The 25,747-nt window shown below is 68.4% G+C and carries 27 protein-coding genes; 14 read left to right on the top strand and 13 right to left on the bottom strand.

Annotated features, from left to right (window positions below; genetic code table 11):
* Window positions 1–11: 11 nt before the first annotated feature.
* Genes G335_RS0104665 through G335_RS0104655 form a run of 3 tightly spaced genes read right to left on the bottom strand, consistent with a single transcriptional unit; the run spans window position 12 to window position 2,650 of the window.
* Entirely contained in the window at window positions 12–1,388 is a 1,377-nt protein-coding gene (locus G335_RS0104665) for a nucleoside recognition domain-containing protein (protein ID WP_018176040.1), read from the bottom strand.
* Window positions 1,389–1,407: 19 nt separating this feature from the next.
* On the bottom strand, window positions 1,408–2,262 hold the full coding sequence (locus tag G335_RS0104660) for an SDR family NAD(P)-dependent oxidoreductase (RefSeq protein ID WP_018168497.1): 855 nt from the start codon (window positions 2,260–2,262) through the stop codon (window positions 1,408–1,410).
* 10 nt (window positions 2,263–2,272) lie between these two features.
* Window positions 2,273–2,650 carry a DsrE family protein gene (locus G335_RS0104655; protein ID WP_018143893.1) on the bottom strand — a complete coding sequence of 126 codons (378 nt, stop codon included), beginning with the start codon at window positions 2,648–2,650 and terminating at the stop codon, window positions 2,273–2,275.
* A gap of 493 nt (window positions 2,651–3,143) precedes the next feature.
* Between G335_RS0104655 and G335_RS0104650 the strand changes: the two genes are divergently transcribed.
* The 8 genes from G335_RS0104650 to G335_RS14325 all read left to right on the top strand — a co-directional run bounded on the left by G335_RS0104650 (window position 3,144) and on the right by G335_RS14325 (window position 9,494).
* Window positions 3,144–3,461: an FmdB family zinc ribbon protein gene (locus G335_RS0104650; RefSeq protein WP_018143892.1), complete on the top strand. Its 318-nt coding sequence runs from the start codon at window positions 3,144–3,146 to the stop codon at window positions 3,459–3,461.
* 3 nt (window positions 3,462–3,464) lie between these two features.
* On the top strand, window positions 3,465–4,115 hold the full coding sequence (locus G335_RS0104645) for a DUF502 domain-containing protein (RefSeq protein WP_018168499.1): 651 nt from the start codon (window positions 3,465–3,467) through the stop codon (window positions 4,113–4,115).
* Window positions 4,116–4,216: 101 nt separating this feature from the next.
* The gene (gene aspS, locus G335_RS0104640) at window positions 4,217–6,001 is read left to right on the top strand and encodes an aspartate--tRNA ligase (RefSeq protein ID WP_018176039.1); all 1,785 of its coding nucleotides are present in this window, start codon (window positions 4,217–4,219) and stop codon (window positions 5,999–6,001) included.
* A 21-nt stretch (window positions 6,002–6,022) separates the two neighbouring features.
* Entirely contained in the window at window positions 6,023–6,652 is a 630-nt protein-coding gene (locus tag G335_RS0104635) for a triacylglycerol lipase (protein ID WP_018176038.1), read from the top strand.
* A 352-nt stretch (window positions 6,653–7,004) separates the two neighbouring features.
* Window positions 7,005–7,745, top strand: coding sequence for a YebC/PmpR family DNA-binding transcriptional regulator (locus tag G335_RS0104630; RefSeq protein WP_018143888.1), 741 nt, complete (start codon window positions 7,005–7,007; stop codon window positions 7,743–7,745).
* 21 nt (window positions 7,746–7,766) lie between these two features.
* The gene (gene ruvC / locus G335_RS0104625; protein WP_026181986.1) at window positions 7,767–8,282 is read left to right on the top strand and encodes a crossover junction endodeoxyribonuclease RuvC; all 516 of its coding nucleotides are present in this window, start codon (window positions 7,767–7,769) and stop codon (window positions 8,280–8,282) included.
* Window positions 8,279–8,887, top strand: coding sequence for a Holliday junction branch migration protein RuvA (ruvA, locus tag G335_RS0104620; protein WP_018168502.1), 609 nt, complete (start codon window positions 8,279–8,281; stop codon window positions 8,885–8,887). The genes ruvC and ruvA overlap by 4 nt, the downstream gene beginning before the upstream one ends.
* A gap of 421 nt (window positions 8,888–9,308) precedes the next feature.
* Window positions 9,309–9,494, top strand: a complete 186-nt coding sequence (locus G335_RS14325) for a hypothetical protein (protein WP_081620113.1) — start codon at window positions 9,309–9,311, stop codon at window positions 9,492–9,494.
* Between the two features lie 260 nt (window positions 9,495–9,754).
* Here the strand turns inward: G335_RS14325 and G335_RS0104615 are convergent, their stop codons facing one another.
* A complete protein-coding gene (locus tag G335_RS0104615) occupies window positions 9,755–10,057 on the bottom strand; it encodes a cell division protein ZapA (protein ID WP_018143885.1) in 303 nt (100 codons plus the stop codon).
* A complete protein-coding gene (locus G335_RS0104610; RefSeq protein WP_018176037.1) occupies window positions 10,054–10,281 on the bottom strand; it encodes a cell division protein ZapB in 228 nt (75 codons plus the stop codon). The genes G335_RS0104615 and G335_RS0104610 overlap by 4 nt, the downstream gene beginning before the upstream one ends.
* A gap of 217 nt (window positions 10,282–10,498) precedes the next feature.
* Between G335_RS0104610 and G335_RS0104605 the strand changes: the two genes are divergently transcribed.
* The 6 genes from G335_RS0104605 to G335_RS0104580 all read left to right on the top strand — a co-directional run bounded on the left by G335_RS0104605 (window position 10,499) and on the right by G335_RS0104580 (window position 17,591).
* Window positions 10,499–10,786, top strand: coding sequence for a hypothetical protein (locus G335_RS0104605; protein WP_018168504.1), 288 nt, complete (start codon window positions 10,499–10,501; stop codon window positions 10,784–10,786).
* Window positions 10,786–11,391: a UPF0149 family protein gene (locus G335_RS0104600; RefSeq protein WP_018176036.1), complete on the top strand. Its 606-nt coding sequence runs from the start codon at window positions 10,786–10,788 to the stop codon at window positions 11,389–11,391. Before G335_RS0104605 ends, G335_RS0104600 begins: the two co-directional genes overlap by 1 nt.
* A 32-nt stretch (window positions 11,392–11,423) precedes the next feature.
* Window positions 11,424–12,752 carry a Xaa-Pro aminopeptidase gene (gene pepP / locus G335_RS0104595; RefSeq protein ID WP_026304762.1) on the top strand — a complete coding sequence of 443 codons (1,329 nt, stop codon included), beginning with the start codon at window positions 11,424–11,426 and terminating at the stop codon, window positions 12,750–12,752.
* A gap of 244 nt (window positions 12,753–12,996) precedes the next feature.
* Window positions 12,997–14,259 carry an FAD-dependent monooxygenase gene (locus G335_RS0104590; RefSeq protein ID WP_018143880.1) on the top strand — a complete coding sequence of 421 codons (1,263 nt, stop codon included), beginning with the start codon at window positions 12,997–12,999 and terminating at the stop codon, window positions 14,257–14,259.
* The gene (locus G335_RS0104585; protein ID WP_018176034.1) at window positions 14,256–15,443 is read left to right on the top strand and encodes an FAD-dependent monooxygenase; all 1,188 of its coding nucleotides are present in this window, start codon (window positions 14,256–14,258) and stop codon (window positions 15,441–15,443) included. Before G335_RS0104590 ends, G335_RS0104585 begins: the two co-directional genes overlap by 4 nt.
* Window positions 15,444–16,514: 1,071 nt before the next feature.
* Complete coding sequence (locus G335_RS0104580) at window positions 16,515–17,591, top strand: porin (protein WP_018176033.1); 1,077 nt, start codon at window positions 16,515–16,517, stop codon at window positions 17,589–17,591.
* A 175-nt stretch (window positions 17,592–17,766) separates the two neighbouring features.
* Here G335_RS0104580 and G335_RS0104575 read toward each other — a convergent pair whose 3' ends face one another.
* From G335_RS0104575 to G335_RS0104540, 8 genes are all read right to left on the bottom strand, one after another.
* Entirely contained in the window at window positions 17,767–18,618 is an 852-nt protein-coding gene (locus G335_RS0104575; RefSeq protein ID WP_018176032.1) for a hypothetical protein, read from the bottom strand.
* The gene (locus G335_RS0104570; RefSeq protein ID WP_018176031.1) at window positions 18,584–19,066 is read right to left on the bottom strand and encodes a hypothetical protein; all 483 of its coding nucleotides are present in this window, start codon (window positions 19,064–19,066) and stop codon (window positions 18,584–18,586) included. The genes G335_RS0104575 and G335_RS0104570 overlap by 35 nt, the downstream gene beginning before the upstream one ends.
* Before the next feature lie 383 nt (window positions 19,067–19,449).
* Window positions 19,450–19,947, bottom strand: coding sequence for a GNAT family N-acetyltransferase (locus G335_RS0104565; protein WP_018176030.1), 498 nt, complete (start codon window positions 19,945–19,947; stop codon window positions 19,450–19,452).
* A gap of 360 nt (window positions 19,948–20,307) precedes the next feature.
* On the bottom strand, window positions 20,308–20,898 hold the full coding sequence (locus G335_RS0104560; RefSeq protein ID WP_018176029.1) for a chalcone isomerase family protein: 591 nt from the start codon (window positions 20,896–20,898) through the stop codon (window positions 20,308–20,310).
* Window positions 20,895–22,259, bottom strand: a complete 1,365-nt coding sequence (locus G335_RS0104555) for an MFS transporter (RefSeq protein WP_018176028.1) — start codon at window positions 22,257–22,259, stop codon at window positions 20,895–20,897. Before G335_RS0104555 ends, G335_RS0104560 begins: the two co-directional genes overlap by 4 nt.
* Window positions 22,240–23,496 (bottom strand): cyclopropane-fatty-acyl-phospholipid synthase family protein, encoded by a 1,257-nt coding sequence (locus tag G335_RS0104550; RefSeq protein ID WP_018176027.1) that lies wholly within the window; start codon window positions 23,494–23,496, stop codon window positions 22,240–22,242. Before G335_RS0104550 ends, G335_RS0104555 begins: the two co-directional genes overlap by 20 nt.
* Window positions 23,496–24,266, bottom strand: coding sequence for a DUF1365 domain-containing protein (locus tag G335_RS0104545; protein WP_018176026.1), 771 nt, complete (start codon window positions 24,264–24,266; stop codon window positions 23,496–23,498). The genes G335_RS0104550 and G335_RS0104545 overlap by 1 nt, the downstream gene beginning before the upstream one ends.
* A complete protein-coding gene (locus G335_RS0104540) occupies window positions 24,267–25,640 on the bottom strand; it encodes an NAD(P)/FAD-dependent oxidoreductase (RefSeq protein ID WP_018176025.1) in 1,374 nt (457 codons plus the stop codon).
* Window positions 25,641–25,747 lie beyond the last annotated feature (107 nt).

Raw genomic sequence — 25,747 nt, 5'->3', positions numbered from 1 at the left:
CGCACGTCGTCCTACAGGAAGAGAAAGCCGACGATTGCCACCGCCGCGATCACCGCGACGGCATCCGCGGTCAGCGCGGCGGCCAGGGTGTGGCGCACGCGCTTGATGCCGATGGCGCCGAAGTACACGGCGAGCACGTAGAAGGTGGTCTCGGTCGAGCCCTGCAGGGTCGAGACCAGGATGCCGACATGCGTGTCCGGCCCGGTGGTCGGATCTTGCATGATGCCGGCCATGATGCCGTAGGCGCCGGAGCCGGACAGCGGGCGCAACAGGGCCATCGGCAGCGCCTCGGCCGGCAGGCCGAACGGCGTGGTCAGCGGTCCGACCAGCCCGACAAACATCCCCAGTGCACCGCTTTCGCGCAGCATGCCCACCGCGACCAGGATCGCGACCAGGTAGGGGATGATGCGCAGCGCGACATTGAAGCCCTCCTTCGCCCCCTCCACGAACACCTCGTAGACCGGCACGCCGCGAATGACGCCGTAGGACAGGAAGCCGACCACCAGTCCCGGGATGATCCACGGGGCGATGGCCTGGCCGTAGAGGATGGTCAGCGGGATGATTGCGAGCACTCCGGCCAGCACGGTCAGCGAGACCCACGCGGGATAGCCCTCGGTGGGGACCTCGATGTTCATCGGTTGCTGGTTGGTCGTGTCCGCTGTCGGGTCGACGTCCTGGGTGGGTTCGGCGGTCGCCTCCCGGTCGGCCTCGCGCATTGTGTCGTCCAGCTCGCTCGCGCCATCCGCGGACGTCTGGTCCGGATCAATGCTGCGAGTCGCCGGAGGTGGCAGGAAGTAGCGCTGCAGGATCAGCGCGCTGGCGATGCCGGCGATGGTCGCGAACAGGGTCGCGAACAGCGTGGTCGGCAGGATCGCGGCCGGGGCCTCGGAACCCAGCGAGGCGCGCAGGGCGATCACGCCGGTGGGCAGCAGCGTGATGCTGGAGGTGTTGATCGCCAGGAACAGCGCCATCGCGTTGGTCGCGGTGCCCGGGTGCGGGTTGAGCTTCTCCAGCTCCTGCATCGCGCGGATGCCGAACGGCGTGGCGGCGTTGCCAAGACCCAGGATGTTCGCGGAGAAATTCAGGATCATTGCGCCCATCGCCGGGTGTTCGGGCGGCACCGACGGGAACAGGCGCACCATCAGTGGCCGCAGCAGCCGCGCCAGTACGGTCAGCAGGCCACCGGCCTCGGCGATCTTCATCAGGCCCAGGAACAGGGCCATCACGCCGACCAGACCCAGTGCCAGCTCCACGGCCGAGCCGGCGGCCTCGATCGCGCCCTCGGACAGGGCCTGCATCGGTTGTTCGTCGGGATCGGTGGAGCGGATCTCGCGGATCGCGGCCGTGGCCACGGCGATCACGATCAGCGCGAGAAAGATCAGGTTCATGCGGTGCAGTGTGCCACGGTCAGCGGTTCTCCCCGCGTGATACACCGCGCAGCACGGCATCCATCGCGCGGGCCGGTAGCAGCCACTTGAGGAAGGCGAACAGCCGCGTGGGGAAGGTCACGTGATAGCGCACCCGCGGGCGGCGGGCCTCCAGGGCGTGCACGACACAGCGCGCGACGGCCTCGGGCCCCAGCGTGAACGGTGCATCGGCCTCGGCGTCCGCCATGCGGGCCTCGGCGGCGCGGTAGGTCTCCTGCCAGGGGCCGTGTTCGCGCTGGACGTGGTAGCGAAAGGCCTTCAGCGCGTTGGCGCGGAACGCGCTGCGGATCGGCCCCGGCTCGATCAGGGCGACATGGATGCCGGTGCCGTGGAGTTCCTGGCGCAGGGTGTCGCTCATGCCCTCGATCGCGAATTTGGAGGTCACGTAGGCCCCGCGCAGGCGCAGGGCGACCAGGCCCAGGACCGAGCTGTTCTGGATGATGCGGCCTTCGCCGGCGCGGCGCATGGCGGGCAGGACGGCGTTGGTCAGTTCCAGCCAGCCGAGGACGTTGGTCTCCAGCTGCGCGCGCAGCGTGGCGCGGTTCAGATCCTCCACGGCGCCGGGCTGGCCGTAGGCACCGTTGTTGAACAGGGCATACAGGTGGCCGTCGGTCCGGTGAAGGATCTCGGTGACCGCGCTGTGGATGCTGGCGGAGTCGTCCAGATCCAGCTGCAAGGCCTCGAAGCCGTCCTTCTTCAGCCGGGCGACATCCTCGCCGCGCCGGGCGGTGGCGAACACGCGGTAGCCGCGATCACGCAGCACGCGCGCGGTACAGGCCCCGATGCCGCTGGAGCAGCCGGTGATCAGGACGGCGCGGGAAGCAGTGTCACTCACGGCGGCGCGCTCAGTAGGTCAGGGTGGCGACGCCGTCCTCGACGACCTCGCCGATGAAGGCACCGCCGCCGCGCATCCCGTCCAGTTCCGGCACTGCGTTGTCCAGCGTCAGGCCGTTCTCGCTCATCGCTCCTGCGCAGGCGTAGAAGGCGCAGCCGGCCTCGTGGGCGTCCTGCATGAAGCTGTAGACGGACTTCTCCCTGGCCTCGCCGGGGTAGATGGTCTCCGCCACGCCCTGACGCAGCAGGCGTGTGGTGCCGGCGGCGAAGTAGATCTCCACCTCGAGATCCATCGCGGCGGCGACGGTGGCCTGGAAGAAGGGCGCCCCCAGCGTGCCAGGGCGGTCCAGGTCCAGGTTCAGCAGCATGATCACGATCTTTTCGGCCATGACAGGTCCTTGCGCGGTCGTATCGTCGAGTTGGGGGTGAATGATCCGCGCTGCGGCCGCCCGGCGCAAACCCCAGCGCGGATTGGCCGGGCAGCATCAAGAGACGCCCCCGGTGGCGGCGGATATCGGCTGCATGGCCCTGAACGGCTCCCGCCTTGTCGTCATCCCGGACGCGTTCGAGCCGTACCCACCGCCGTCATTCCGGACACATTCGCGTCGTCCCCACTGCCGTCATCCCGGACACCGCGTAGCGGTGATCCGGGATCTCCCCGGTCGGGAAGGGGCTGACGCTGGAGATCCCGGCTCTAAGCTGCGCGTCCGCCGGGATGACGTTGAGGGGGGCAGGAGAGCGGGCTGCCCATGCTTGCCGGAGAAATACCGTTCTGGATTATGAAAACGGATTGTCGGAAGCGAAGGCCTTTCATTCCCCGAAAACGGCCGCATAATACGCCTCAACCCGTGTTTTCGCGGATGCATTCCGAGGATTCCAGTCATGCCCATTTACGAATACCAGTGCAAGGATTGCGGCGAGGTCTCCGAGATCCTGCAGAAGATCTCCGATCCGCCGGCCACCATTTGCCCGGAGTGTGGTGCCGAGGCCCTGACCAAGCAGGTGTCCGCGGCCGGCTTCCGTCTGGCCGGCGGCGGCTGGTACGAGACCGACTTCAAGAAGGACGGCAAGCGCAACCTGAAAGAGGGCAGCAGCTCGGCCACCAGTTCCAGCGGCAGTAGCTCAACGAAGTCGGATGCCTCCGGAAAGTCCGCATCTTCCGGTAGCGCCAAGACCGGTACCGCCGCGACCGGCACCTGATCAATGCTGGTCTCCCTGCGCCGCTATCTGATTGCAGGGCTGCTGGTCTGGCTGCCGCTGATCGTCACCGGCTTCATTATCAAGCTGCTGGTCGACCTGCTGGATTTCACCATCCTCCTTCTGCCGCCGCCCTGGCGGCCGGAGGCGATTCTCGGCTTCTCCATCCCGGGTGCCGGCATCGTGCTGGCGGTGGTGGTGGTGTTCGTGACCGGGGTGGTGGTGGCCAATATCGTTGGGCGCAAGCTGGTGTCGGTGGGCGAATCGATCGTCCGCCGCATCCCGCTGGTCAGTTCGATCTACGGCGCCGTCAAACAGGTCACCGAGACCGTGCTGTCCGACGGCGGGCAGGCGTTTCGCAAGGTGATGTTGATCGAGTATCCGCGCCGCGGCCTGTGGTCCGTGGGGTTCATGACCGGTGTCGCCGTCGGCGAGGTGCAGGACCGCACCGAGCGTGACGTCATCACCGTTTTCGTCCCGACCACGCCCAATCCCACCTCCGGCTTCGTGATCATGGTCCCGCGCGAGGAAGCCATCGAACTGGACATGACGGTGGAGGATGGTCTCAAGTTCGTGATGTCCATGGGGGTCGTGACACCGATGAGAAGCCCTGAAGAAGCGCCGGCGCCGGTTGCGCAGGGGCAGGGCAAATCGTAAGATTTCCGGCCTTTTCGCGGGTGCGAACGCCATGTTCGTCCCGTTTTCCCGACTCACCGTGCAGGCCCCTGGCGGGCGTGCCCTTCGGCTGGAACAGCGCAATGCGAACTCATCTGTGTGGACGTGTCACCGAGAACGAACTCGACTCGGAGGTGACCCTTTGCGGCTGGGTGAACCGCCGACGGGACCACGGGGGGGTGATCTTCGTGGACCTGCGCGACCATGCGGGCCTGGTCCAGGTGGTGTTCGATCCCGACCGCGAGGAGGTCTTCGCGCGCGCCGAGCAGCTGCGTACCGAGTACGTGATCCGCATGACCGGCCGCGTGCGCCGGCGCCCCGAGGGCACCGAGAATCCCGACCTGCCCACCGGCGCCGTGGAGATCCTCGGGCTCGAGCTGGAGGTCCTGAACGCCGCCAAGACCCCGCCATTCCCGCTGGACGACGAAGACGTCGGCGAAGACACCCGCCTGCGCTATCGCTACATGGATCTGCGCCGCCCGTTGATGCAGCAGCGTCTGCGCCTGCGCGCGCAGGTCTCCGCGGCCATGCGCCGCTTCCTCGAGGACCGCGAGTTCCTCGACCTCGAGACCCCGATGCTGACCAAGGCCACACCGGAAGGCGCGCGTGACTACCTGGTGCCCAGCCGCACGCATCCGGGCAGCTTCTTTGCCCTGCCGCAGTCGCCGCAGCTGTTCAAGCAGTTGCTGATGATGTCTGGCATGGACCGCTACTACCAGATCACCCGCTGCTTCCGTGACGAGGACCTGCGCGCCGATCGCCAGCCGGAGTTCACCCAGCTGGACATGGAGATGGCGTTCGTCGACGAGGCGGACGTGATGGAGGTGACCGAGGGCCTGATTCGCCACCTGTTCCGCGAGGTCCAGGGCGTGGAGCTGCCGGATCCGTTCCCGCGCATGGCCTATGCCGAGGCGATGGCCCGCTTCGGTTCGGACAAGCCGGATCTGCGCATCCCGCTGGAGTTCACCGAGCTGACCGAGGTGATGCAGGCGGTGGAGTTCAAGGTCTTCAACGGCCCGGCGAACGACCCCGAGGGTCGCGTGGCCGCGCTGCGCGTGCCGGGTGGTGCCAAGCTCACGCGCAAGGAGATCGACGTCTACACCGAGTACGTCGGCCGCTACGGCGCGAAGGGCCTGGCCTACATCAAGGTCAACGACCCGGCCGATCTCGCGGGCGGGTTGCAGTCGCCCATCCTCAAGTTCCTGCCGGAGGACGTGACCCGGCAGATCCTGGAGAAGACCGCGGCCGCCGCCGGCGACCTGATCTTCTTTGGCGCGGACAAGGCCTCGGTGGTCAACGAGGCGATCGGCGCCCTGCGCGTGAAGATCGGCCACGACCTGGAGCTGGTCGAGGCAGGCTGGCAGCCGCTGTGGGTGGTCGACTTCCCGATGTTCGAGTACGACGACCAGGACAAGCGTCTGTACGCCCTGCATCACCCGTTCACCGCCCCGGCGGTGGATAGCCCCGATGCGCTGCGCGCCAACCCGCGCGAGGCGCTGTCCCGCGCCTACGACATGGTGCTCAACGGCACCGAGGTCGGTGGCGGCTCGATCCGTATCCATAACCCCGAGATGCAGCAGGCCGCGTTCGAGGCCCTGGGCATCGGTGAGGAAGAGGCGCGCGAGAAGTTCGGCTTCCTGCTGGATGCCCTGAACTTCGGCGCCCCGCCGCACGGCGGCCTGGCCTTTGGCCTCGACCGCCTGGTGATGCTGATGAGCGGTGCCCACTCGATCCGCGACGTGATGGCCTTCCCCAAGACCCAGACCGCCGCCTGCCTGCTGACCGACGCTCCGGCCCCGGTCGGCGAGAAGCAGCTGCGCGAGCTGGGTATCCGTCTGCGTCCCAGCGCCACGCAACAGGCCGAGTAACCGCTTGTCCGGCCGAGCGCCATGACCGGCATGCGCAGTAGTGTGGTCATGGTCCATGGCTGGCACATGCCGGGCCTGGAGATGGCCCTGCTGGGCCGCCGTCTGCGCGCGGCCGGCCACGAGGTTCACGGGTTCCGCTATGCCTCGCGCCGGCAAACGCCGGAGCAGGCCGCGCGAGACTTGGCTGCGTTTCTCGAGGATGTCCCCGGCGACCTCGTGCACCTGGTTGCCCATAGCCTGGGCGGCGTGATCGTGCGCCACCTGTTCGAGGTCGCGCCGGTGCAGCGCCCCGGTCGCATCGTGATGCTGGGCTCGCCGCTACAGGGCAGCCGTGTGGCGGCGCGTCTGGCGCAGAACCGCCTTGGTCGTTGGTGGCTAGGCGCGGCGCTGGATCGCGGCCTGCTCGGCGGCAGCCCCGTCCTGCGCGGTCGCGACGTCGGCATGATCGCCGGCAGCAAGCCGTTCGGGCCGGGGCCCTGGGTCGCGCCGCTACCGGATCCGCACGATGGCACGGTCGCGGTGGACGAGACTCGCGGCCCGGAGGTCTCGCGCCACCTCACCATGTCGGTCTCCCACTTCGGCATGCTGGTCAACCGTCTCCTGGTCCAGGAGACCCTCCATTTCCTGGAAACGGGCGAGTTCCTCCCTTAACCCCAGCCGGCCCGCCCCCACCGCCGCCCCCGTCATTGCGAGGAGCGCAGCGACGAAGCAATCTTTGAAAGCTGGCAATGCGTCCTCTACCCGACGGCGGTGGTTCCGGGTGGAGATTACTCGCTTCGCTCGCCCTTCGGGCCGGCCTGCGGCCGTTCAACGCAGCTTCGCTGCTTTTGTGCTTCGTCGCTCTGCTCCTCGCAATGACGGGGGAGGGAAGAGGCGGTGTGGGTGAGTACTGCGCAGGCATCCGTGATTACCGCCGCGCCAGCGATTAGACTGTGCGGGTCCTGCGGCTCGGTGGAATCCCGGGGCCGCTGCAACCGAACCCAATCGAAGGAGTCGTGACCGAATGGCAGGCCACAGCAAGTGGGCGAACATCCAGCATCGCAAGAATGCCCAGGACGCCAAGCGCGGCAAACTCTTCACCAAGCTGATCCGCGAGATCACCGTGGCTGCGCGCCAGGGCGGCTCGGACCCGGAGACCAACCCGCGCCTGCGCTTGGCGATCGACAAGGCGCTGGGCGCCAACATGACCCGCGACACCATCGAGCGCGCGGCCAAGCGCGGGGCGGGCGAGAGCGACGGCGACAACGTCGAGGAGATCCGCTACGAGGGCTACGGTCCGGGCGGCGCGGCCATCCTGGTCGACTGCATGACCGACAATCGTAACCGCACGGTCGCCGAGGTGCGCCACGCCTTCTCCAAGATGGGCGGCAACCTGGGGACCGACGGCTCGGTCGCCTATCTGTTCCAGAACAAGGGCGTGATCCGCTTCGCCCCCGGGCTGGACGACGAGGTGGTGATGGAGGCCGCGCTGGAGGGCGGGGCCGAAGACGTCCAGGTCGAGGATGACGGTTCCATCGAGGTCATCACCGAACCCGATACCTATCAGGACGTCCGCGCCGCGCTGGCGGAACGCGAACTCCAGCCGGAAGATGCCGAGGTCACCTGGCGCCCGGAGACGCTCGCGCCACTGGACGCGGAGACCGCCGAGTCGATCCTCAAGCTGCTTGACATGCTCGACGACCTGGATGACGTGCAGAACGTCTTCACCAATGCCGACTTTCCCGACGAGGTCAGCGGTGACTGATCCGGCCGCCGCGTGACCGGCGTGCGCATCCTCGGGATCGACCCCGGTTCCCGGATCACCGGCTTCGCGGTCGTCGAGTATGATCGCAGCCGCGGCCGCTCCTGCGGGCACGGTGTGATCCGGCCCAAGGCCAAGGGTTTCCCCGAGCGCCTGGGCGAGATCTTCGCCGGCGTGGTCGAGGTGATCGATGAACTGAAGCCCGACGTGCTGGCCATCGAATCGGTGTTCGTCGCGCGCAATGCCCAGTCCGCGATCAAGCTGGGACATGCCCGGGGCGCGGCCATCTGCGCCGCCACCCAGGCCGGCCTTGCGGTACACGAATACGCCCCGCGTGCGATCAAGCTGGCCGTGGTCGGTATCGGCGGGGCGGACAAGGAACAGGTCCAGCACATGATGCAGCAACTGTTACGCCTGGCCGAACCGGCCAGCAGCGACGCGGCCGATGCCCTGGCCGTCGCGCTTTGCCACGCCCACACCCAGCAGCACGAGGCGCGCCTGGCGGCCGCCACCTCCGGCTCGATCGGGGGCCGTCCATGATCGCGCGGCTGGAAGGCCGGCTGATTAGCCGGGAGGTCAATGGCGTCGTGATCGACGCCGGCGGGGTTGGCTACGAGGTTGACGTCCCTTTGTCCACGCTGGCGGCCCTGCCGGAGCCGGGCGAGACCGTCGTGCTGGCCACCCATCTGGTCGTGCGCGAGGATGCCCACCAGCTGTTCGGCTTCCTGAACAAGCGCGATCGCGACCTGTTCCGGCGTCTGATCCGTGTGAACGGCATCGGCGCGAAGCTGGCGCTTGCCATGCTTTCTACCTACGCCGGCGACGAGCTGGCGGGTCTGATCAGCGGCGGCGATGTCACCGGCCTGGCCAAGGTGCCGGGTATCGGCAAGCGTACCGCCGAGCGCATCGTGCTGGAACTGGGCGAACGCCTTGCCGAGATGGGCTTTGTCGGCGCGCCCGCCGGGGGAGCGGGCGGCAGCGAACCGACGCCCGCCGCCGCGATGGAAGCCGAGGCCCTGGCCGCGCTGGAGTCGTTGGGCTATCAACGCGCCAGCGCCGAGAAGATGGTCGCCGCCGTACGCGACCAGGCGGACTCGGTGGAGACCCTGGTACGCCTGGCCCTCCGCGCCACCGTCAAGCGCTAACGTACACCAAGCCGCGCGGCTCCCTGGCTGCCGTTTGAGGTGTCGTCCGCCCTGGGGCATGTCTCGCTCAGTAGAGGCTGGCCTTGGTTCGTCCTTCGGTGTTTACGGTGGCCTCGGTCCGCTTACTGCCAAGCGCTCTCTCGCGAGCGCACCGCGAGGTACTTCTTTGCTCGTGCAAAGAAGTACCCAAGAAACACGCCCGACTGCCGCGACCCCGGCCCGCTGCGCGGGCCGGGGTTTCCCTCGCTCCGAGGCTTTTCGCGGGCGGCGCTGAACTCGCTACGCTGCGCTCCGCTCAGACATCCAGCGCCTTTTCTCCCGCGAAAAGCCTCTCCACTCGGCGCGACGACAACGGGGAGGTAGGTCAAGACAATTGCGATCCGAAGGCCTGCGCCATTAGTCGAAGGCAGGCTATTCCGACATCTTCGGCACGCTCGGCCTTCGGCCATGGCGTGCCGCGCCCGCAGAGCGGGCGCCGGGGGCTTTCGGGCGGCGATGCCTATGGTTAGGCGGAGGCGTGGGGATACGGTCGGTTTTGACCTTCCCCTCCCGTATGGAGCCCCTTGCGGAAGGGTTCTCGGGCCGGGAGAAGGCGCTGGATGTCTGAGCGAAGCGCAGCGTAGCGAGTTCAGCGCCGCCGGCCCGAGAACCCTGGAGCAAGGTTCCCGGGCGGAATCCGGGTGCCCTTCTTTGGGTACTTTCTTGGGCAAGCAAGAAAGTACCTCGGGGCGCGCTGGCGAGTCAGCGCGTGGCAGGCGGCGTACCGAGGGCACGTAAACACCGGAGGACGAACCAAGGCCAGCCATCAGGCTGTACCGGGGTCTTGGCAATGCAGGGAAGAAAGACGGCGGGACGCCGCCAAACGCGCTAGCGCGACGAGCCGAGGCTTTTCTCGATGCGGTCGGCGAGGGCGACCAGGCGTTCCGAGCTTCCGGAGGTGTCCGCGCCGGCCTTCTGCTGCCGGCACTCCAGCATCTCGTGCGCCAGGTTGAGCGCCACCATCACCGCGATGCGCTCGGCGCCCACAATGCGCCCGCCATCGCGCAACTCGCGCATGCGCTCGTCGATCAGCGACGCCGAGGCAAACAGGTCGGCGCGTTCCTCCGGTGGGCAGGCGATCTGGTACTCCTTGCCCATGATGGAGACGCGGACGGGTTCGGACTGGCTCATTCGCTGTGCTCCATCGAGCGCAGGCGCGCGATCATGTTCTCGACCCGGTGGCGGGCCTGTTCGTTGCGTTCCTTGAAGGTCGCGCGTTCGCCCTTGAGCTGGCGGATCTGCTCCTGCAACAGGTGGTTCTCCTCGCGCAGGGCCGCATGTTCTTCCAGAAGGCGTGCGATCGCGGCCTCCAGGCGTTCGGTCGGGTCGATCGCTGAATCGTCGTTCGGCTGCATGGCCTCGGGCCCCGCGTGGCAGGTGCGGCTTTCGCCGCGAGTCGGTTAATCTCTGGAGTCTAGGAGGCGTTCGAGCGAAGCGTCAACTTGCGTGACTCACAGGGAGACGCCGGTCAATGTACGCGTTCGTGCACCAGGCATTCCGGGGTTTGTTGCGGGCTGGCACCCGCGCTGGCCACAATACGTGGAATCCCTTAGCCATCAAGTGTTGTCGCCCATGACCCAGCCACCCGAACCCGGCCCCGACGCTACCGTGATCGAGGGTACGGCCCATAACGGAAAGCCGTGCCGGATTGTCGACAATACGGGCACTGTGCCGCGTCCGGAGCTGGAGCAGCTGTTGAACGCCTTGATCGAGGACAAGCGCTTCGGTCTCAACATGCTGTCCTCCACCGGCTCCAGCGCGATCAAGCTGGGCGAGCCGCAGTTCACCCATCTGCAGGTGGGGGACGATCTCTACCGCTTCCTGCTGTTCCCCTACGAAGCGCGGCTGGAGTCCTTCTGATGACGCATTCACCGGGCACCGGAAACGCCAAGTCCCTGGACGGCCTGGAGCGCGACCCCGAGGCCCTGCGCGAGCAGCTCGAACACGGGCTGCGCAGCATGGGCTATGCGCAGACGCCGGCCTCGGCCCACGGGCTGTTCACCGGATGCCTGGTAGCCGATCCGGGTTCCGACGTCGATGCCCTGGAAGGCAGCCTCGGCGAGGCATTGCCACTGACCGAAGGCGCAGGAGAGCGCTTCGACAAGACCGTGGAGGCGATCCGCCGCGCGCTGCTGGCGCAGCTCTACGACGTGGAGCTGGGCTTTGGCCCGCTGTTGCCGGAGGACGACGCCATCGAGGCGCAGGCTCAGGCCCTGTCGGAGTGGGTGGACGGCTTCATCGCCGGGCTGGGGCAGACGCCGCGGCTGGCCAAGCTCAAGCCCTCGGCCGAGGCCAGCGAGATCCTGCGCGACTTCGCCGAGATTGCTCGCATCGAACTGGAACCGGACGACGACGAGGACAACGCGGCGGCCTTCGAGGAACTCAACGAATACGTGCGCGTGGGCGTGCTGCTGATCGCCGACGAGCTGGCCCCGGACGACCCGAAACGGATCCCGATGCAATGACGCGAACGCGACAAGCCCCCCGGCCGGGCCGGATACCGGAGATCCCGCAGGGCGAGTTTGCCCGGCGCCGCCAGCGGTTGATGCGGGCGATCGGGCCGGACTCGATCATCGTCGTCCCGGCCGCCCACGAGCGTACGCGCAACCGGGACGTCGAATATCCCTTCCGCCAGGACAGCGACTTCCTCTATCTCACCGGCTTCCCCGAGCCGGATGCGGTGGCGGTGCTGGTGCCGGGCCGCCCGGCCGGCGAGTACATCCTGTTCTGCCGCGACCGCGACCCCACCCAGGAAACCTGGCAAGGGCGGCGCGCGGGGCCGGACGGCGCGATGGAGACGTACGGGGCCGAGTGCGCCTTCCCGATCGAGGACATCGACGAGATCCTGCCGGGGCTGATGGAGAACCGCGCGGTGCTGGCCGCGCCGTTCGGACGCGACGAGCCCCTGGACCAGCGCCTGTTCGGCTGGGTCAACCAGGTCCGGGCCAAGGCCCGCAACGGCGTGCGCGCGCCGCACGAGTTTGTTGCGGTGGAGCACCACCTGCACGAGCAGCGGCTGTTCAAGAAGGCGCCGGAGCTGAAGCTGATGCGCCATGCCGCGGCCATCTCTACCCAGGCGCATGTGCGGGCGATGCAGGCCTGCCGCCCGGGCCTGACCGAGTTCTCGGTGGAGGCGGAGCTGCTGCACGAGTTCCACCGCTACGGGACCGAGACCGCGTACCCCTCCATCGTCGGCGGTGGCGAGAACGGCTGCATCCTGCATTACATCGAGAACCGCGCGGAGCTGAACGACGGCGACCTGCTCCTGATCGACGCCGGCTGCGAGGTGCAGGGCTACGCCTCGGATATCACCCGTACCTTCCCGGTCTCCGGGCGCTTCGGCGAGCGCCAGCGCGAGGTCTACGAGTGCGTGCTGGCCGCGCAGCTCGCCGCGATCGAGCAGGTCCGCCCCGGCAACGACTGGGACACCCCGCATGTAACCGCCGTACGTGAGTTGACCCGCGGGCTCAAGGATCTGGGGGTGCTCAAGGGCCGCCTGGACAAGCTGATCCGCGACCAGGCCTACCGCCCGTTCTACATGCACCGCACCGGTCACTGGCTGGGACTGGACGTGCACGACGTCGGCGACTATCGCGTCGGCGACGCCTGGCGCCAGCTCGAGCCGGGCATGGTGATGACCGTGGAGCCCGGGCTCTACTTCGGGCCCTACAGCGAGGCACCGAAAGAGCTGCGCGGTATCGGCGTGCGCATCGAGGACGACGTGGTCGTCACCCGCGACGGCCACGAGGTCCTGACCGCGCACTGCCCCAAGACCGTCGCCGACATCGAGGCCTGCATGGCCGGCGACCTCCCGGGCTGGAACTGACCATGCCCGCCCGCCATCACCCAGTGCCGGACCAGCCCCCAGTGGGAGCGGGCCTGCCCAGAACCGTAGGGTGCGTTGAGCTTTGTGAAACGCACCGCTCACCCCGGGGCCGCGCGCCCGATGATGCGATTCGCTGCGCTCATTGGCATCCTGCGTATCGGCATCCTGCGATGGGTGGTGCAGGTCTTGTGGGAGCGGGCTTGCCCGCGAAAGCGGCGTCGGGGCTACCCGCCCGGGGTGTGGTATGACGACGAACACCTGCGATATCGCCATCGTTGGCGGCGGGCCGGTGGGTGGCCTCGCCGCCTGCACCCTGGCGCGGGCGGGCTACGCGGTCACGCTGTTCGAGCGGGGCGCGCCGCCAGCACCGGACGCGCACGCACACGACACCCGCGGCTATGCGCTGGCGGCCGGCTCCGTGCAGTTCCTGGACGATCTGGGCTACTGGGCGCCGCTGGCCGAACGGGCGACCGCGATCCGCTCCATTGTCGTCAGCCGCCGCGGCGGGCTGGGCCGCGTCCACCTGAACGCAGCCGATCAGGGCCGCCACGCCCTCGGCCAGGTGGTGCCGGCCGTCGCGCTGGAGCCGATGCTGGATGCGGCCTGTCGCGCCGCCGACGTGGACGTGCGCCACCAGTCGACGCTGGCGGGCGTGGGCAAGGTGACGGACGGCCAACGCGAACTGCGCATCGACGGCGCCGAAGGCGAGAGCACTTGGGCGGCGCGCTTGATCCTGGCCGCCGACGGCATCCAGTCGCCCACCCGCAAGGCCCTGGGTCTTGCGGTAAACCGCCTGCGTTATGCGGCGGATGCCCTGGTCTTCGATGTCCTGCCTGCGCGGCCGCACAACGGCCAGGCCTTCGAACGCTTTACCGACGAAGGCCCGCTGGCGCTGCTGCCGCAGGCGGATGGGCGGATGAACGTGGTCTGGGTGGCCCCGCCGGAGGTCTGCGAGCGCCGCCTGGAGTTGGACGAGGCCGAACGCCTGCGCGAGCTGCAGGCCCGCTTCGGCTGGACCCTGGGGCGGCTGCGCCCGGCGGGCCGCGTGGTGCGCTTCCCGCTGGAGCGGGTGCATGCCCCGGAGCCGGTCGCGGACCGCGCGCTGCTGCTGGGCAATGCCGCGCACGCGGTGCACCCGGTGGCGGGGCAGGGGTTGAATCTTGCCCTGCGCGATGTGGCGACCCTGCTGGGGGCGCTGCGCGAGGGGCGCGGGCAGGGCGGGGCGCCCGGCTTTGTCGCCGACCCCGGCGCACCCGCAACCCTTGCCGCCTATGCTCGGGCCCGGCGCGGTGACGTGAACGGCGTGGTGGCCGCGACCGACTTCCTTGCCCGCGGCATGCTGCACGCGGCGGGCCTGCGCGGGCATGCGCTGGGCGGCGGGATGATGGCGGTCGACCGCCTGCGCCCAGCGCGCGATCGCCTGGCACAGGCGGCCATGGGCCTTGGCCCGCTGCCGCGCCATACCGCGCGCCATCTCGCGCGGCCGGACGCAGGGGGCGGGGCATGAGCGCGTCCGGTTCCCGCGACGTGCTGGACCTGCTGGTGGTGGGCGCCGGCGCGGTTGGTGGCGCCATCGCGCTGGGCGCGGCCCGCCAGGGCCTGCGCGTCGGGCTGCTGGAGCGCGCTGCCGCGCCCACCTTCAGCGACGCGACCCCGGTGACGCGCGTCGCCACGCTCAACATCGCCTCCATGGAGTTCCTGGCCCGCCTGGGGGTGCAGGACGCCCTCGAGGCGCGCCGCGCCCATGCCTTCTCGGGCATGGCCGTATGGGATGGCCACGGCCCCGGGCATATCCGCTTCGACGCCGACGAGCTGGGGGTGCCGGCGCTCGGCTGGACCGTGGAACACGCCGCCCTGGAGGCCGTGCTGTGGACCGAGCTGGCGGCCGCCGGCGTGGCCCTGTGGCCGGAAACCGAATGGAAGAGCCTTGACACCCGCCCGGATCGGGTGGATCTCTACGGCCCGCAACATGTGCCGCTGGCCTCCGCCCGTCTGGTGGTCGCGGCCGATGGCGCGCAATCGCCCCTGCGTACCCGCATGGGCATCCCGGTGCGGGAGCAGGACTATCACGCCCGCGGCGTGGTCGCGACCGTGACCACCGAGCGCCCGCACGAGGACACCGCCTGGCAGCGCTTCGTCGACGACCAGATCATCGCCTTCCTGCCGCTGGCGGACGGTCGCAGCTCCATCGTCTGGTCCCAGCCCGAACACCAGGCGGACGACATGCTGGCGCTGGACGGCGCCGGCTTCTGCCGGGCCCTGGAGGCCGTGATCGACCACCGCCTGGGGGCGATCACCGCCACATCGAAGCGCGCCAGCTTCCCGTTGGTAGCCCGCCACGCCCGCGACTACCACGCCGGCCGCGTGGCCCTGGCCGGGGATGCCGCCCACACCATCCACCCGCTGGCCGGGCAGGGCCTGAACCTCGGGCTGGCCGACGCCCGCGCCCTGGTCGAGCGCCTGCACGGCCCCGCCCGCCGCGACCCGGGTGCCGAGACCGTCCTGCGCGCCTACACCCGCGACCGCCGCAGCGAGAACGCCTTCATGCAGCGCGCCATGGACGGCTTCCGCCTCGTCTTCGGCACCCACGCCGCGGGCCTCCCCGAACTGCGCGGCCTCGGCATCCGCCTGGTCGATCAGGCCATCCCCCTCAAGCGCCGCCTCGCGCTCCGAGCCTTCGGGCTCGATTAAGGCGACCCAGGCTGTTCGGCCCGGGGTGATGCGATTCGCTACGCTCAGCACATCCTACGAGTGCTTTAAACCGCAGTCCGAGCCGGGCTCGGGTGCGGCAGCGCTCGCTGGACCCTGTGCATGGCGGGGCCGTGGTATCCCGTAGGATGCGCTGAGCGAAGCGAACCGCATCATGGCCTCGGGAACCCCTCCTCATCGATCCCTGGCACGCTGCCATGTCCCCGCGACGCCGCCCATCCGCCACGCCCGCTCACCCCGACCGTTCGTCGAACCCCCGGCATACCGCCCACACGTCCACCCCACCCGTCATCGGCCGGAGCGAAGCGCAGGGCCGGGACCTCAAGGGATTGGGGCTCCCCGAACGTGCGAGATCCCGGATAACCGCTGCGCGGTTTCCGGGATGACGGCGGCGGGTGGCCGAGGTCTTGTTCGAAGAGAGCCCGAGACGAGTCCTGCACACCGTCATCCCGGCCGCAGCGAAGCGAAGAGCCGGGATCTCCGGATTACACCCCGACAGACCCTTTCTAGGCCTGCCGGGTTTAAACATACAAGCGGCCTCGGCCGCGAAGCCCCTGCCAAAGCATGATCAGCGCAAACGTGTCGACTCCCGGCCACACTTCCACAGCCCAAGGACATGTCGCGTTTCCACAACACACCCTCCTCGCCATCAACAGAAAACGACCTCGTTGCAAAAAAACAACGGGCGTTGCATCGCATTGACCTGCCTTGCGAGCGTTGCAAAACCCCGCACGAAGCAAATCCAGAAAAAATAAGAAAAACCTGATCCAGCTACCCGTTCGCCCGCCCCCACGAAAGTAAGCCGATCCTAATGCGCCCTCCGATTCAGCAAGTTGCCAGATATCTCGCACCTTTCTGTAGCCTGTTTCCGCAAGTGTTTGATCTTCCAAAATCCACCGTGCGTCACGTTCAGCGCCCAACTGTGGCAATTTTTTCTCGCCCAGGGGTTGAAACGAGACACCGTGGTGTATATAAAACACCTGTCATTCGCGGCATCGACCGTGGATGCGGCGTAAGAAACGAACAACACACCTCTCCTGGGAGATACGCACCATGAAAAAACAGATTCTTGCCGTCGCCGTTGCCGGCGCCTTCGCAGTCCCGGCCTTCGCCGCCGCCGACACCGACGTCACCCTGTTCGGCCAGCTGCAGACGCAGATCGTTCACCACTCCGGTGGCAGCAGCGATTTCGACAACGGCTTGCGCATGCACGACGCTGGCGGCGCTGGTTGGATGGCCGATGGTAATGGTCCGAACCGTCTGGGCGTGATGGTCAACCACGATCTGGGTAACGGCATGACCGCCCTGGCCAAAATCGAGGAAGACATTCAGACCAACGGCGGCGACGAAGGTGGTTTCCGTTCTGGCTCCCGTGACCTGTACGTTGGCCTGGATGGCAACTTCGGTCGCGTGACCATCGGCCGCCAGAACCTGCCGTACTCCACGGCTGGCAAGGACCCGTTGAATGGTACCTTCATGCAGGCCCGTGGCAATGGCGCTCGTCTCGGTACCGGTGGCGGCATCGGCGGTCTGGGTAATGGCTCGTACCAAGAACGCGTCATCAAGTACGCCAACAGCTTCGGCATGGTGGGCCTGCAGGTTGCGGTGGCGGCCGACAACGGCAGCTCCACGGACCGTGGTTCCCAGGCCTGGTCTGGTCGTCTGAACTTCGACCTGAACCCGGTCGAGCTGTACGTTGCGCACACCAATGCCGATGACTTCATCGGTGCGGATCAGGATTTCAGCGCCACCAAGATTGGTGTGGACTGGAAGTCCGGTCCGTTCCGTCTCGTGGCGGAAGTGGAAGATTACACGTGGGAAACCGCTACGGGCTTTACGAATCGTGATGCAACCGGTGGTTTCGTCTCCGGCGTGTACACCATGGGCCGTAACGACTTCGTCCTGAGCCTTGGTACCACGCGCAGTGATGCTGATGCGGGCGATGGGAACACCGACTTCGCCGCGCTTGCTGTCAAGCACAACTTCAGCAACCGTGTGATGGCTTTTGCCGGTGTCTCCTACACCAGCCTGGACGACAATGTCCCGTTCGCGCGTCCGCTGAGCGGTGATCCGGCTGGTGCCGGTAACTCCTACACCGGTGTTGGCGGCGGTATGCGGGTGTCCTTCTAAGAACGGACGCTGCTACCAAGCGGTATAAAAAGTAGTTTGTAGCTTGTTTTGCGGGGCCCTCAGGGGCCCCGTTTTTTATGCGTGACCGGGCCCCGTTGGGGCCTTTTTGCGTTGTGGGGGTGTGGTGTTCGGCGCCGGATACGGTCGAAGTGCTGGGGTGCCCAACCCGGGCGGTTCAGCGGACGGGATCGACGCGGATTTCGAGGGTGAGGGTGTCGCGGTCGCGGGTGGTTCGGCGGGAGGCGAGGCCGCGCTGCTCGGCGGCGCTCTTGCTGTGGGCACCGCCGAGGGTATGCCAGGCGCCCGGCTCCAGGGTGAGTTGGGTATCCACGGCGTCGCGGTCCACGGCGCCGCGCGCGAGCGGGCGTTCGTGGAGGTGGGCAATGGCGACGCGCACGCGGCCGTCGGGTTGCACCTGGGGGCGCACGCGGAAGCCGCGGGCGGTGTCCTGTAGCAGGGGTTCGACGCCGACGCCGGCGCGGCCGTGGATGATGCGGAAGCCGGCGGTGCGGGTCTCGCCCACCAGGATGATCGCATCGGTGCCTTCGCGCAGGCGCAGGTGCTGGGTCTGGTCGTTGCGGCGCGTGGTGCGCAGGCGCTGGGTGGTGATGCGCCCTTCGGTGCCTTCCGGGCCGCTCTCGAGATCGATACCGGTTCCGCGTTCGGTGCGCGGGGCGTCGCTGTGGCGGCGCACGGAGAGGATGAGGTCCTGGGTCGGGGCGTCGAGTTCGGTGACGACCTCGCGGATCTGCTGGAGGGTGCGGGCGTCGGCGCGCACCAGCAGGCGGAAGCCGTCGCCGCGCAGGGTGGCGGTGTCGCCGAACAGGGCCTTGAGCTCGGGCAGCAGGCTGTGGGCCGGGCGGTTTTGCAGCGGCAGGACGGCGACTTCGGCGTGGGGTTCACGCGCGAGCGCGGCTACAGGCAGGAGCGTGCCGGCGGCTAATGCGAGGGCGACCCGTAGCCAGCGGCGCCGATCCACCATGCGGGGCATGTCAGACGAGGAGGCGGCGGAGCTCGACGGCTTCATCGCTGAGACTCCAGTTGGCCTCGAAGTCCTGGGCTGCGCGCTGGGTGCCGGGCCGGTCCTCGACGTCGCCGCGCAGGATGCGGCGGCCGCCGGCCTGGGTGAGCTGCATCCAGCCGCTGTGATCGGCGATGGCGGTGACGGTGAGCGGGCTTTCCTCCGCGGCCACCAGCCGGCGCACCGAGACGGCGCTGGGCAGACGCTTGATGCTCTCGACCAGGCTCGGGAGTTGTTCCTTCAGGGCGAGATCGTCGTCCACCAGCAGGCGGATATCGGTGTGGCGATGGCGGCGCGCGATGCCGGCCAGCTCGGCGCCGAGGTCGGCACCCGCGATCTCGGCCAGGAGCCCGACGCGGGCATGCAGCCAGAGGCGCCGGCGGGTGGCGGCCAGGAGTTCGGCCAGCAGGGCCTCGGCGTCGATCAGGGTCGGGTCGCGTTCGGGGGTGGTCATCGGCGTTTCGCTCGCGGGCTGGGTGCTTCTCTCAGCATAGGCGAGTGCGGGTGTGTTCGCATCTCTGGGTTCGGTGGTGGTTTCGTGCGGCTCCGGGAATCACGGAATTCGTTGGTTTCGGGGCGGGGATTCGCGTGCAGGCACGCTCCCACAGAATGCCTCGTAGGATGCCGATGAGCGCAGCGAATCGCATCGTGGGGGGTGGATGCCCCCGCCCCGTGAGTGGTGCGATTCGCAGGGCTCAATGCACCCTACGTTTGTGGGCGTTGCGGGGTGAGGGGTGCTGCCGATTCGCGGGCGAGTCGGCCCCCATAATGACCCTCGTAGGATGCCGATGAGCGTAGCGAATCGCATCACGAGGAGCCCGGCCCCGGGGGGGTAGGCTATAGCGGATGCGCGGCCAGGCCGTGGTTCGGGTGGCTCCAGGGTTGGCTGGGTCGTGGGATCGGGGAGTGGATGCGGTGGAGCATGCGGCGGTGGGGGATGCCGGCGTCTTCGAAGGTGTCGCTGATGACGAAGAAGTCGTGGCGGGCGTAGAAGCCGATGCGGGTGCTCTGGGCGTTCAGCCAGACCTCGCGCCAGCCGTGGCGGGCGGCGGCGTGGACGGCGCAGTCCAGCAGGCGCGAGCCGATGCCGTGTCCGCGCCAGGATTCGCGCACGGCCATGCGGCCGATCTGGCCGGAAGGCAGCATGCGCAGGGTGCCGACCGGTTCGTCCCCTGGCCCGGTGGCCAGCCAGTGCAGGGCGGCGGCGTCCAGGCCGTCGAACTCCAGTGGTTCGGGCACGCCCTGTTCCTCGACGAAGACCTCGCAGCGAACTTGGGACAGTGCCTCGGCGTCGGCAGGCCAGGTGGCCTCCCGGAAGGCGATGCGGTGTTGCATGGCAATCCTCCGTCGGAACGCTGTGAGGGAGAGCCCCGATCCGTACGCGAGCGGACGGGTGGATGAATGGCTCCCCGGCCTTCCTGGCCCTGGGTCCCGAACGGAAAAGTTTAGTCTACGTTGGGGCAATCTTCCTGTGAGTCAGTTAGCGGATCGTGAGCCGCGCGAACCAATCGAAACGGAGGTGCCTTTTGTCGTTGTGCGCGCCGCGCGGCCATCCATGGACGCGTGCGGGTAGCAGGGCGGTGCGATCGCCACGGCGCTTCGCGCCTCGCGATGACCGGTGAACGTTTGGCGCCTGGTTTGAGCCTGCGATGCACTTGCGCGAATGCAACTGCGGGCAACCGGGATGCGACGGATTCAGCGTTGGCCGATCAGGGTGTCGCGGAAGCGACCGGACAGGGGCTCTTCCGGGTGCAGCCAGATACCGAAGTAGGCCGTGGCGAAGTCGTGGCCGGGGACCTCGACCAGCGGTGTGCCGTTTTGCAGCAGGCGGGTGCCGTGGCCCGGGCGGTATTCCAGGGCGTAGCGGTCGCCGGCCTCCATGTCGCGGTAGGCGGCGTTGAAGGTCTCGAGTCGGTCGGACAGGGCTGCAAGGGTTTCCGGGGTCTGCTGGTCTTCCAGCAGGCGGTTGCCGCTCTTGCGGAAGTCGTCGGCGCTGATGGCGCGCAGGTACTCCAGTTCCAGGCGCTTGGGCACGTCGGCCGTCAGCACATCGTCCGGAGCGACGTCCTCCGGGACGTAGAGCGCGCCGACGTAGACCCGAAAGATGGTGTAGCGATAGAGCCGCCCGGCGCGCAGCGGGACGGTCGTGTCGTCGATCGTGACCGCGTCGGCAAAGCGGACGCCGTCGATCTCGGTCGTGGCTCTGGCGGGTGCGACGGTCAGGAACAGTGCAAGCAGCAGCATGGATGCGAGCAGGGTCCCGCGGCGGGTGGCGTGGCTATTCATGGGGTGGTTCCTCTGGGCTGGGCTGAAGGCGCGGCGCGTTCGCGCGCGTGGATGCGTTCGCGCAGGGCATGCTGGGCGTCGGCGTCGATGGGGAAGCGCCAGATCAGGGCCATCGCCGCGAGCTTGAACAGCACCGGGAGGCCGGCGTAGGCCAGCGCCAGCACGAGCAGGGCGGTGGAGCCGTTGTCACCGTCGGCCGAGAAGCCGGCCAGGCCCAGCAGCGGGAAGCTGAGACCCACCGCAAGGGCCAGGGCCAGCTTGGTGGCCATGCCCCACAGCCCGAAGAACAGTCCGGCGCGCTCGCCGCCGCCGTCGGCGGTGTCCTGGTCGATCACGTCGGCCTGCATCGCGGCCGGCAGCGCCAGGTCCACACCGAGGCTGAGCCCGGTCAATACGGTGATGGCGTAGAACGCGAGTACATCGCCGGAACCGAGGAACGGGACCCAGATAAAGAAGGCCGAGGCGAGCAGCATCGAGAGCGTCCACACCCGGTGCTTGGGCATCCGGCGGGCGAGGCGCAGCCACAGGGGCAGCGCAAGGATGCCGGTGGCGAAGTAGACCAGCAGCAGTGGCCCGGCGTGTCCGGGGGCCTCCAGTACGTGGGTGATGAACAGCAGGAACAGGGTGGCCGGGATGGCGTTGGCGGTGCCGTTTAGGACCCAGGCGAGGACCAGGCGGCGGAACGGCTGGTTGGACCGTAGCAGGGTCCAGCCGGCGCGCCAGGGCACCGGTGCCAGGCGCCCCGGGCGCTCCGGCACTCGCCAGAGCAGGACGACGAAGGCGATCGGCAGCAGCACCCACAGCAGGACTGCAAGCGTGGCCAGCGCCGCGCCGGCATCGTCCTGCAGGCCCAGGACCGCGGGGAGCGCGGCGGCCGTTACCGTGCCCAGGACGACGAAGCCCTCGCGCGTGGCGGTGATGCGCGAGCGCTCGTGGTAGTCACCGGAGAGCTCGGCGCCCCAGGCGGCGTAGGGCAGGGCGACCAGCGTCCAGCCGAGGTAGACCAGGGTGCTGAAGATCAGCAGATACCAGGCGCCGGCATCCGCCGGTGGGCGGAACAGGAAGGGCGCGGCGATCAGCAGCAGCGGGACGCCCGCCAGCATGACCGCGCGCCGCCGCCAGGCGCCGGGGATGCGGTCGGACAGATGGCCGATCAGCGGGTCGGTGACGACATCGAGCAGCCGTGCCAAGAGCAGGAAGACGCCCACCAGGGTGACGCCCAGGCCGGTGTGCTCGGCGTAGTGCGCGGGCAGGAAGACATACAGCGGCAGGCCGAGGACGGCCAGGGGCATGCCCAGGCCGCCGTAGGCGAACAGCCGCGGCCAGCGAAGGGTGCTCACCTCATCGGTTCGCGGGGTCATGGCCCGGCGCGGCGGGCTGGACGGGGCTTTGCAGAACCGCCTGCATCAGGTTCACGCGGGCGGTGTCGAAGCCGACCTCGCAATAGGCGAGGTAGTAGCGCCACATGCGCAGGAACGACTGCGAGTAGCCCAGCGCCTCGATGACCGGCTCCGCCTGGCGGACCTCCCGGTGCCAGTGGCGCAGCGTGCGCGCGTAGTCCTCGCCGAACAGGGCCTGGTCCTCGACCGCGAGCCCGGCGCGCTCGGCCTCTGCGTTGAAGCGCGGGACCGAGGGCAGCATGCCACCGGGGAAGATGTAGAGCTGGATGAAGTCCGCGTTGCGGCGGTAGTACTCGAAGGCCTCTTCCGCGATGGTGATGACCTGCAGCGCCGCGCGGCCGCCCGGGCGCAGGCAGCTGCGGACCTTGGCGAAGAAGGTCGGCCACCAGTGTTCGCCCACGGCCTCGAACATCTCGATCGAGACCACGTGATCAAAGGTGCCCTGCAGGTCGCGATAGTCCTGCAGACGCAGTTCCACGCGGTCGCTCAGGCCGGCGCGTTCGATGCGGGCGCGGGCATAGTCGAGTTGCTCCTGCGAGAGTGTCACGCCGGTGACGCGGTAGCCACGTTGCGCGGCCATCTCGGCAAAGCCGCCCCAGCCGCAGCCGATCTCGAGGATGTGTGCGCCGGGCTCGGCGTTCAGCTGATCCAGCAGGCGGGTGTACTTCTGCGCCTGGGCCTGTTCCAGGGCCTCGTCGCCGCGGGTGAACAGTGCCGACGAATAGCTCATCGTGCGGTCCAGCCACAGGTTGTAGAAGTCGTTGCCGAGATCGTAGTGGAAGCGAATATTGGCGCGGCTTCCGCGGCGACTGTTGCGGTGCATCCAGTGGCGCATGCGGTCGATGGCACGCTGCCATGTCGGGCGCTCGGCCATCGGCGCCAGGGCCTGTTCGTTGTCGGTGGCGAAGCGCAGCAGCGTCTGCAGGTCGGGGGTGATCCAGTCGCCACTGATGAAGCCTTCGGCGAAGCCGATATCGCCGTGGCGCAGCAGGCGCAGGATGGCCCGCCACGGGCGGCGGAAGTGCCATACCGCCTCGACGCCGGCCTTGCGCCCGCGCACGGTGATGCGGTCGCCCGACGGACCGATCAGGGTGATCTGCCCGGTGTCGATGTCCTTCAGGGCGCGGGCAACCAGGCGCAGGGCCCAGTCGGGCCGGGTTGTGCCTTCCTGCGGGGTGTCGATGTGGTCGAGGGCCATTAGTCGATCTCCTGTGCGGGGGGTGCGGGCCGTGGGTGATAGCGCCCGCCGCGCCACCAGATTCTGAGAGCCTGCCAGTGGATCAGCGGCAGGATCTTGAGGGTCATCCAGGGTTTCTTCAGGAAGGCGGCCAGCAGTGCGCGGTCGCTGAACGGGCGCAGGCGCCCGTGTTGCGAGGCCACCAGCATCAGGTCCTGGTCCTGGTATTCGTTGATCGCGATGCGCAGCGATGCGCCAGACTGCAGGCGCGGCGGCGTCAGGGTGAAGGCGTAGCGCGCGTGCATGTCGATGAACGGTGAGACGTGGAAGGCCTTGTTCTTTTCCTGGCGCACGGGGAGGGCCATGGGGGCGCCGTTCTCGTGCAGCAGGTAGTGGTGGTGCTCGCCGAAGGTATTGCGCACCTCCAGCAGGATGGCGCGCAGTTCGCCGTCGGCATGCCGGGCGTACCAGACACTGAGCGGGTTAAAGGCGTGCCCGAGGACGCGCGGCATGGTCAGCAGGTGAATCGGGCCACCGGCCAGGTCGATGGCGTGTTCGGCCAGGTGGGCCTCGATCCACGGGCGCCAGGGGCGTCCATCGCGCGGGCCGTGGTCGCGGGTGCGCAGGCTGAAGAGGTTGAAGCGATTCAGCGAGAACAGACGGCAGTGCCGGGTGGTCTCCGCCAGGCGATCGATATCGAACAGCGCGCTGGTTACCGGGTAGCGAAAGCGATATTGCTGCGGAAAGAACCGCTGGTGCAGCACCGTGCCATGGACCAGGGCGGCGTCCATTCACGCGCTCCGGGATTGCGCAGGCGGCGCGTGCGCCGGTGCCGCTACGCCGCCGTGAATGGCGGAGCCCGGTTGGCGGGCGGTCTGCATGGGGGGGTCCGCAGGGCAGGACCAGGGCGGTTCGATGCCCAGCGATCGCCCGATGGAAACGGCCGAGCGCAGTCCATCCTCGTGGAAGCCGTAGCCCATCCACGCACCGGCGAAGTACAGGTTGTTCTCGCCCTGGGTGGCCGCGAGGCGCTGACGCGCCTTCTCCGCCGCGGTGTCCATGACCGGGTGTTCCCAGTGCTGTTCGCCGAGCACGGTGTTCGGGTGCGGCTCGCGCCAGGGGTTCAGGCTGATGATGTAGTCCTGGCGCCGTTCCAGGCGATGCAGGCGGTTCATCCAGTAGGAGACCGAGACGCTGTCGCGCGCCTGGGTGGAGCGCCCGGAGAGATAGTTCCAGGAGGACCACACGCGGCGCGAGCGGGGCATCAGCGCCGGGTCGGTGTGCAGTACCGCGCGGTTGGGCTGGAAGCGGCAGGCGGCGAGCAGACGCTCGCGCGCCGGGTCGGCCTTGTTCAGCAGCCAGCGCGCGGTGTTGGCGTGGCAGGCGAACACGACCGCGTCGAACCCCGCTGCCTGATCGTGGGTCAGGACCCGCCACCGGTCGGCCTCGGGGATCACTGCGCGCACCGGTTGGTGAATCACGCTGCCGGGTTCCAGGCGCTCCGCGAGCCGCTGGACGTACTCGCGGCTGCCGCCGACCACCGTGCGCCACTGCGGGCGATCACGCAGATCCAGCAGGCCGTGGTTGTGGAAGAACTGCAGGAAACTGGCGGCCGGGAACTCGCGGATCTCCTCGGGCGGGCAGGACCAGATCGCGGCCGCCATCGGCAGCAGGTAGTCCTCGGCGAAGCCGCGGCCCAGTCGGTGTCGGGCGAGGAACGCGCCGAGCGTGCCCTCCGGGCTTTCGCCACGCTCGAACAGGCCCTTGCCCAGGCGGTTGAAGCGCAGGATATCGCGCGCCATACGCAGGAAGGTCGGGCGCACCAGGTTGCGGCGCTGCGCGAACAGGGTGTTCAGATCGGAGCCGGCATACTCGACGCCCGCGGGCTGGCGCGAGTAGCCGAAGGACATGTCCGTATCCTGGGTGGGGACGTCGAGTTCCGTGAACAGGCGGGTGAGCAGGGGGTAGTTGCGCTCGTTGTAGACCACGAAGCCGGTATCAATGGCCGTGTGGCCCTGCGGATCGGGTACCTCCACCGTATGGGCATGGCCGCCGAGCTCCGGTTCCGATTCGAACAGTTGGACCTGGTGCCGGGTCTGCAGAATCCAGGCGGCGGACAGGCCGGCGATGCCTCCGCCGATGACGGCGATGCGCGAGCGTTGCATGGTGGTGGATCTCCGGGCCGCAGGGCGATGTACATCTTATACAATAACTGTACAATATTTGTAAATGGTGGCGGTAAAAAGTTCCCCGGCTTCCAATAGGAGGGCGG

Source organism: Thioalkalivibrio sp. AKL8, assembly GCF_000380525.1.
Classification (GTDB): domain Bacteria; phylum Pseudomonadota; class Gammaproteobacteria; order Ectothiorhodospirales; family Ectothiorhodospiraceae; genus Thioalkalivibrio; species Thioalkalivibrio versutus.
The sequence above is the reverse complement of the archived record's forward strand: the minus strand, read 5'-3'. Positions and strand labels throughout refer to the sequence as shown.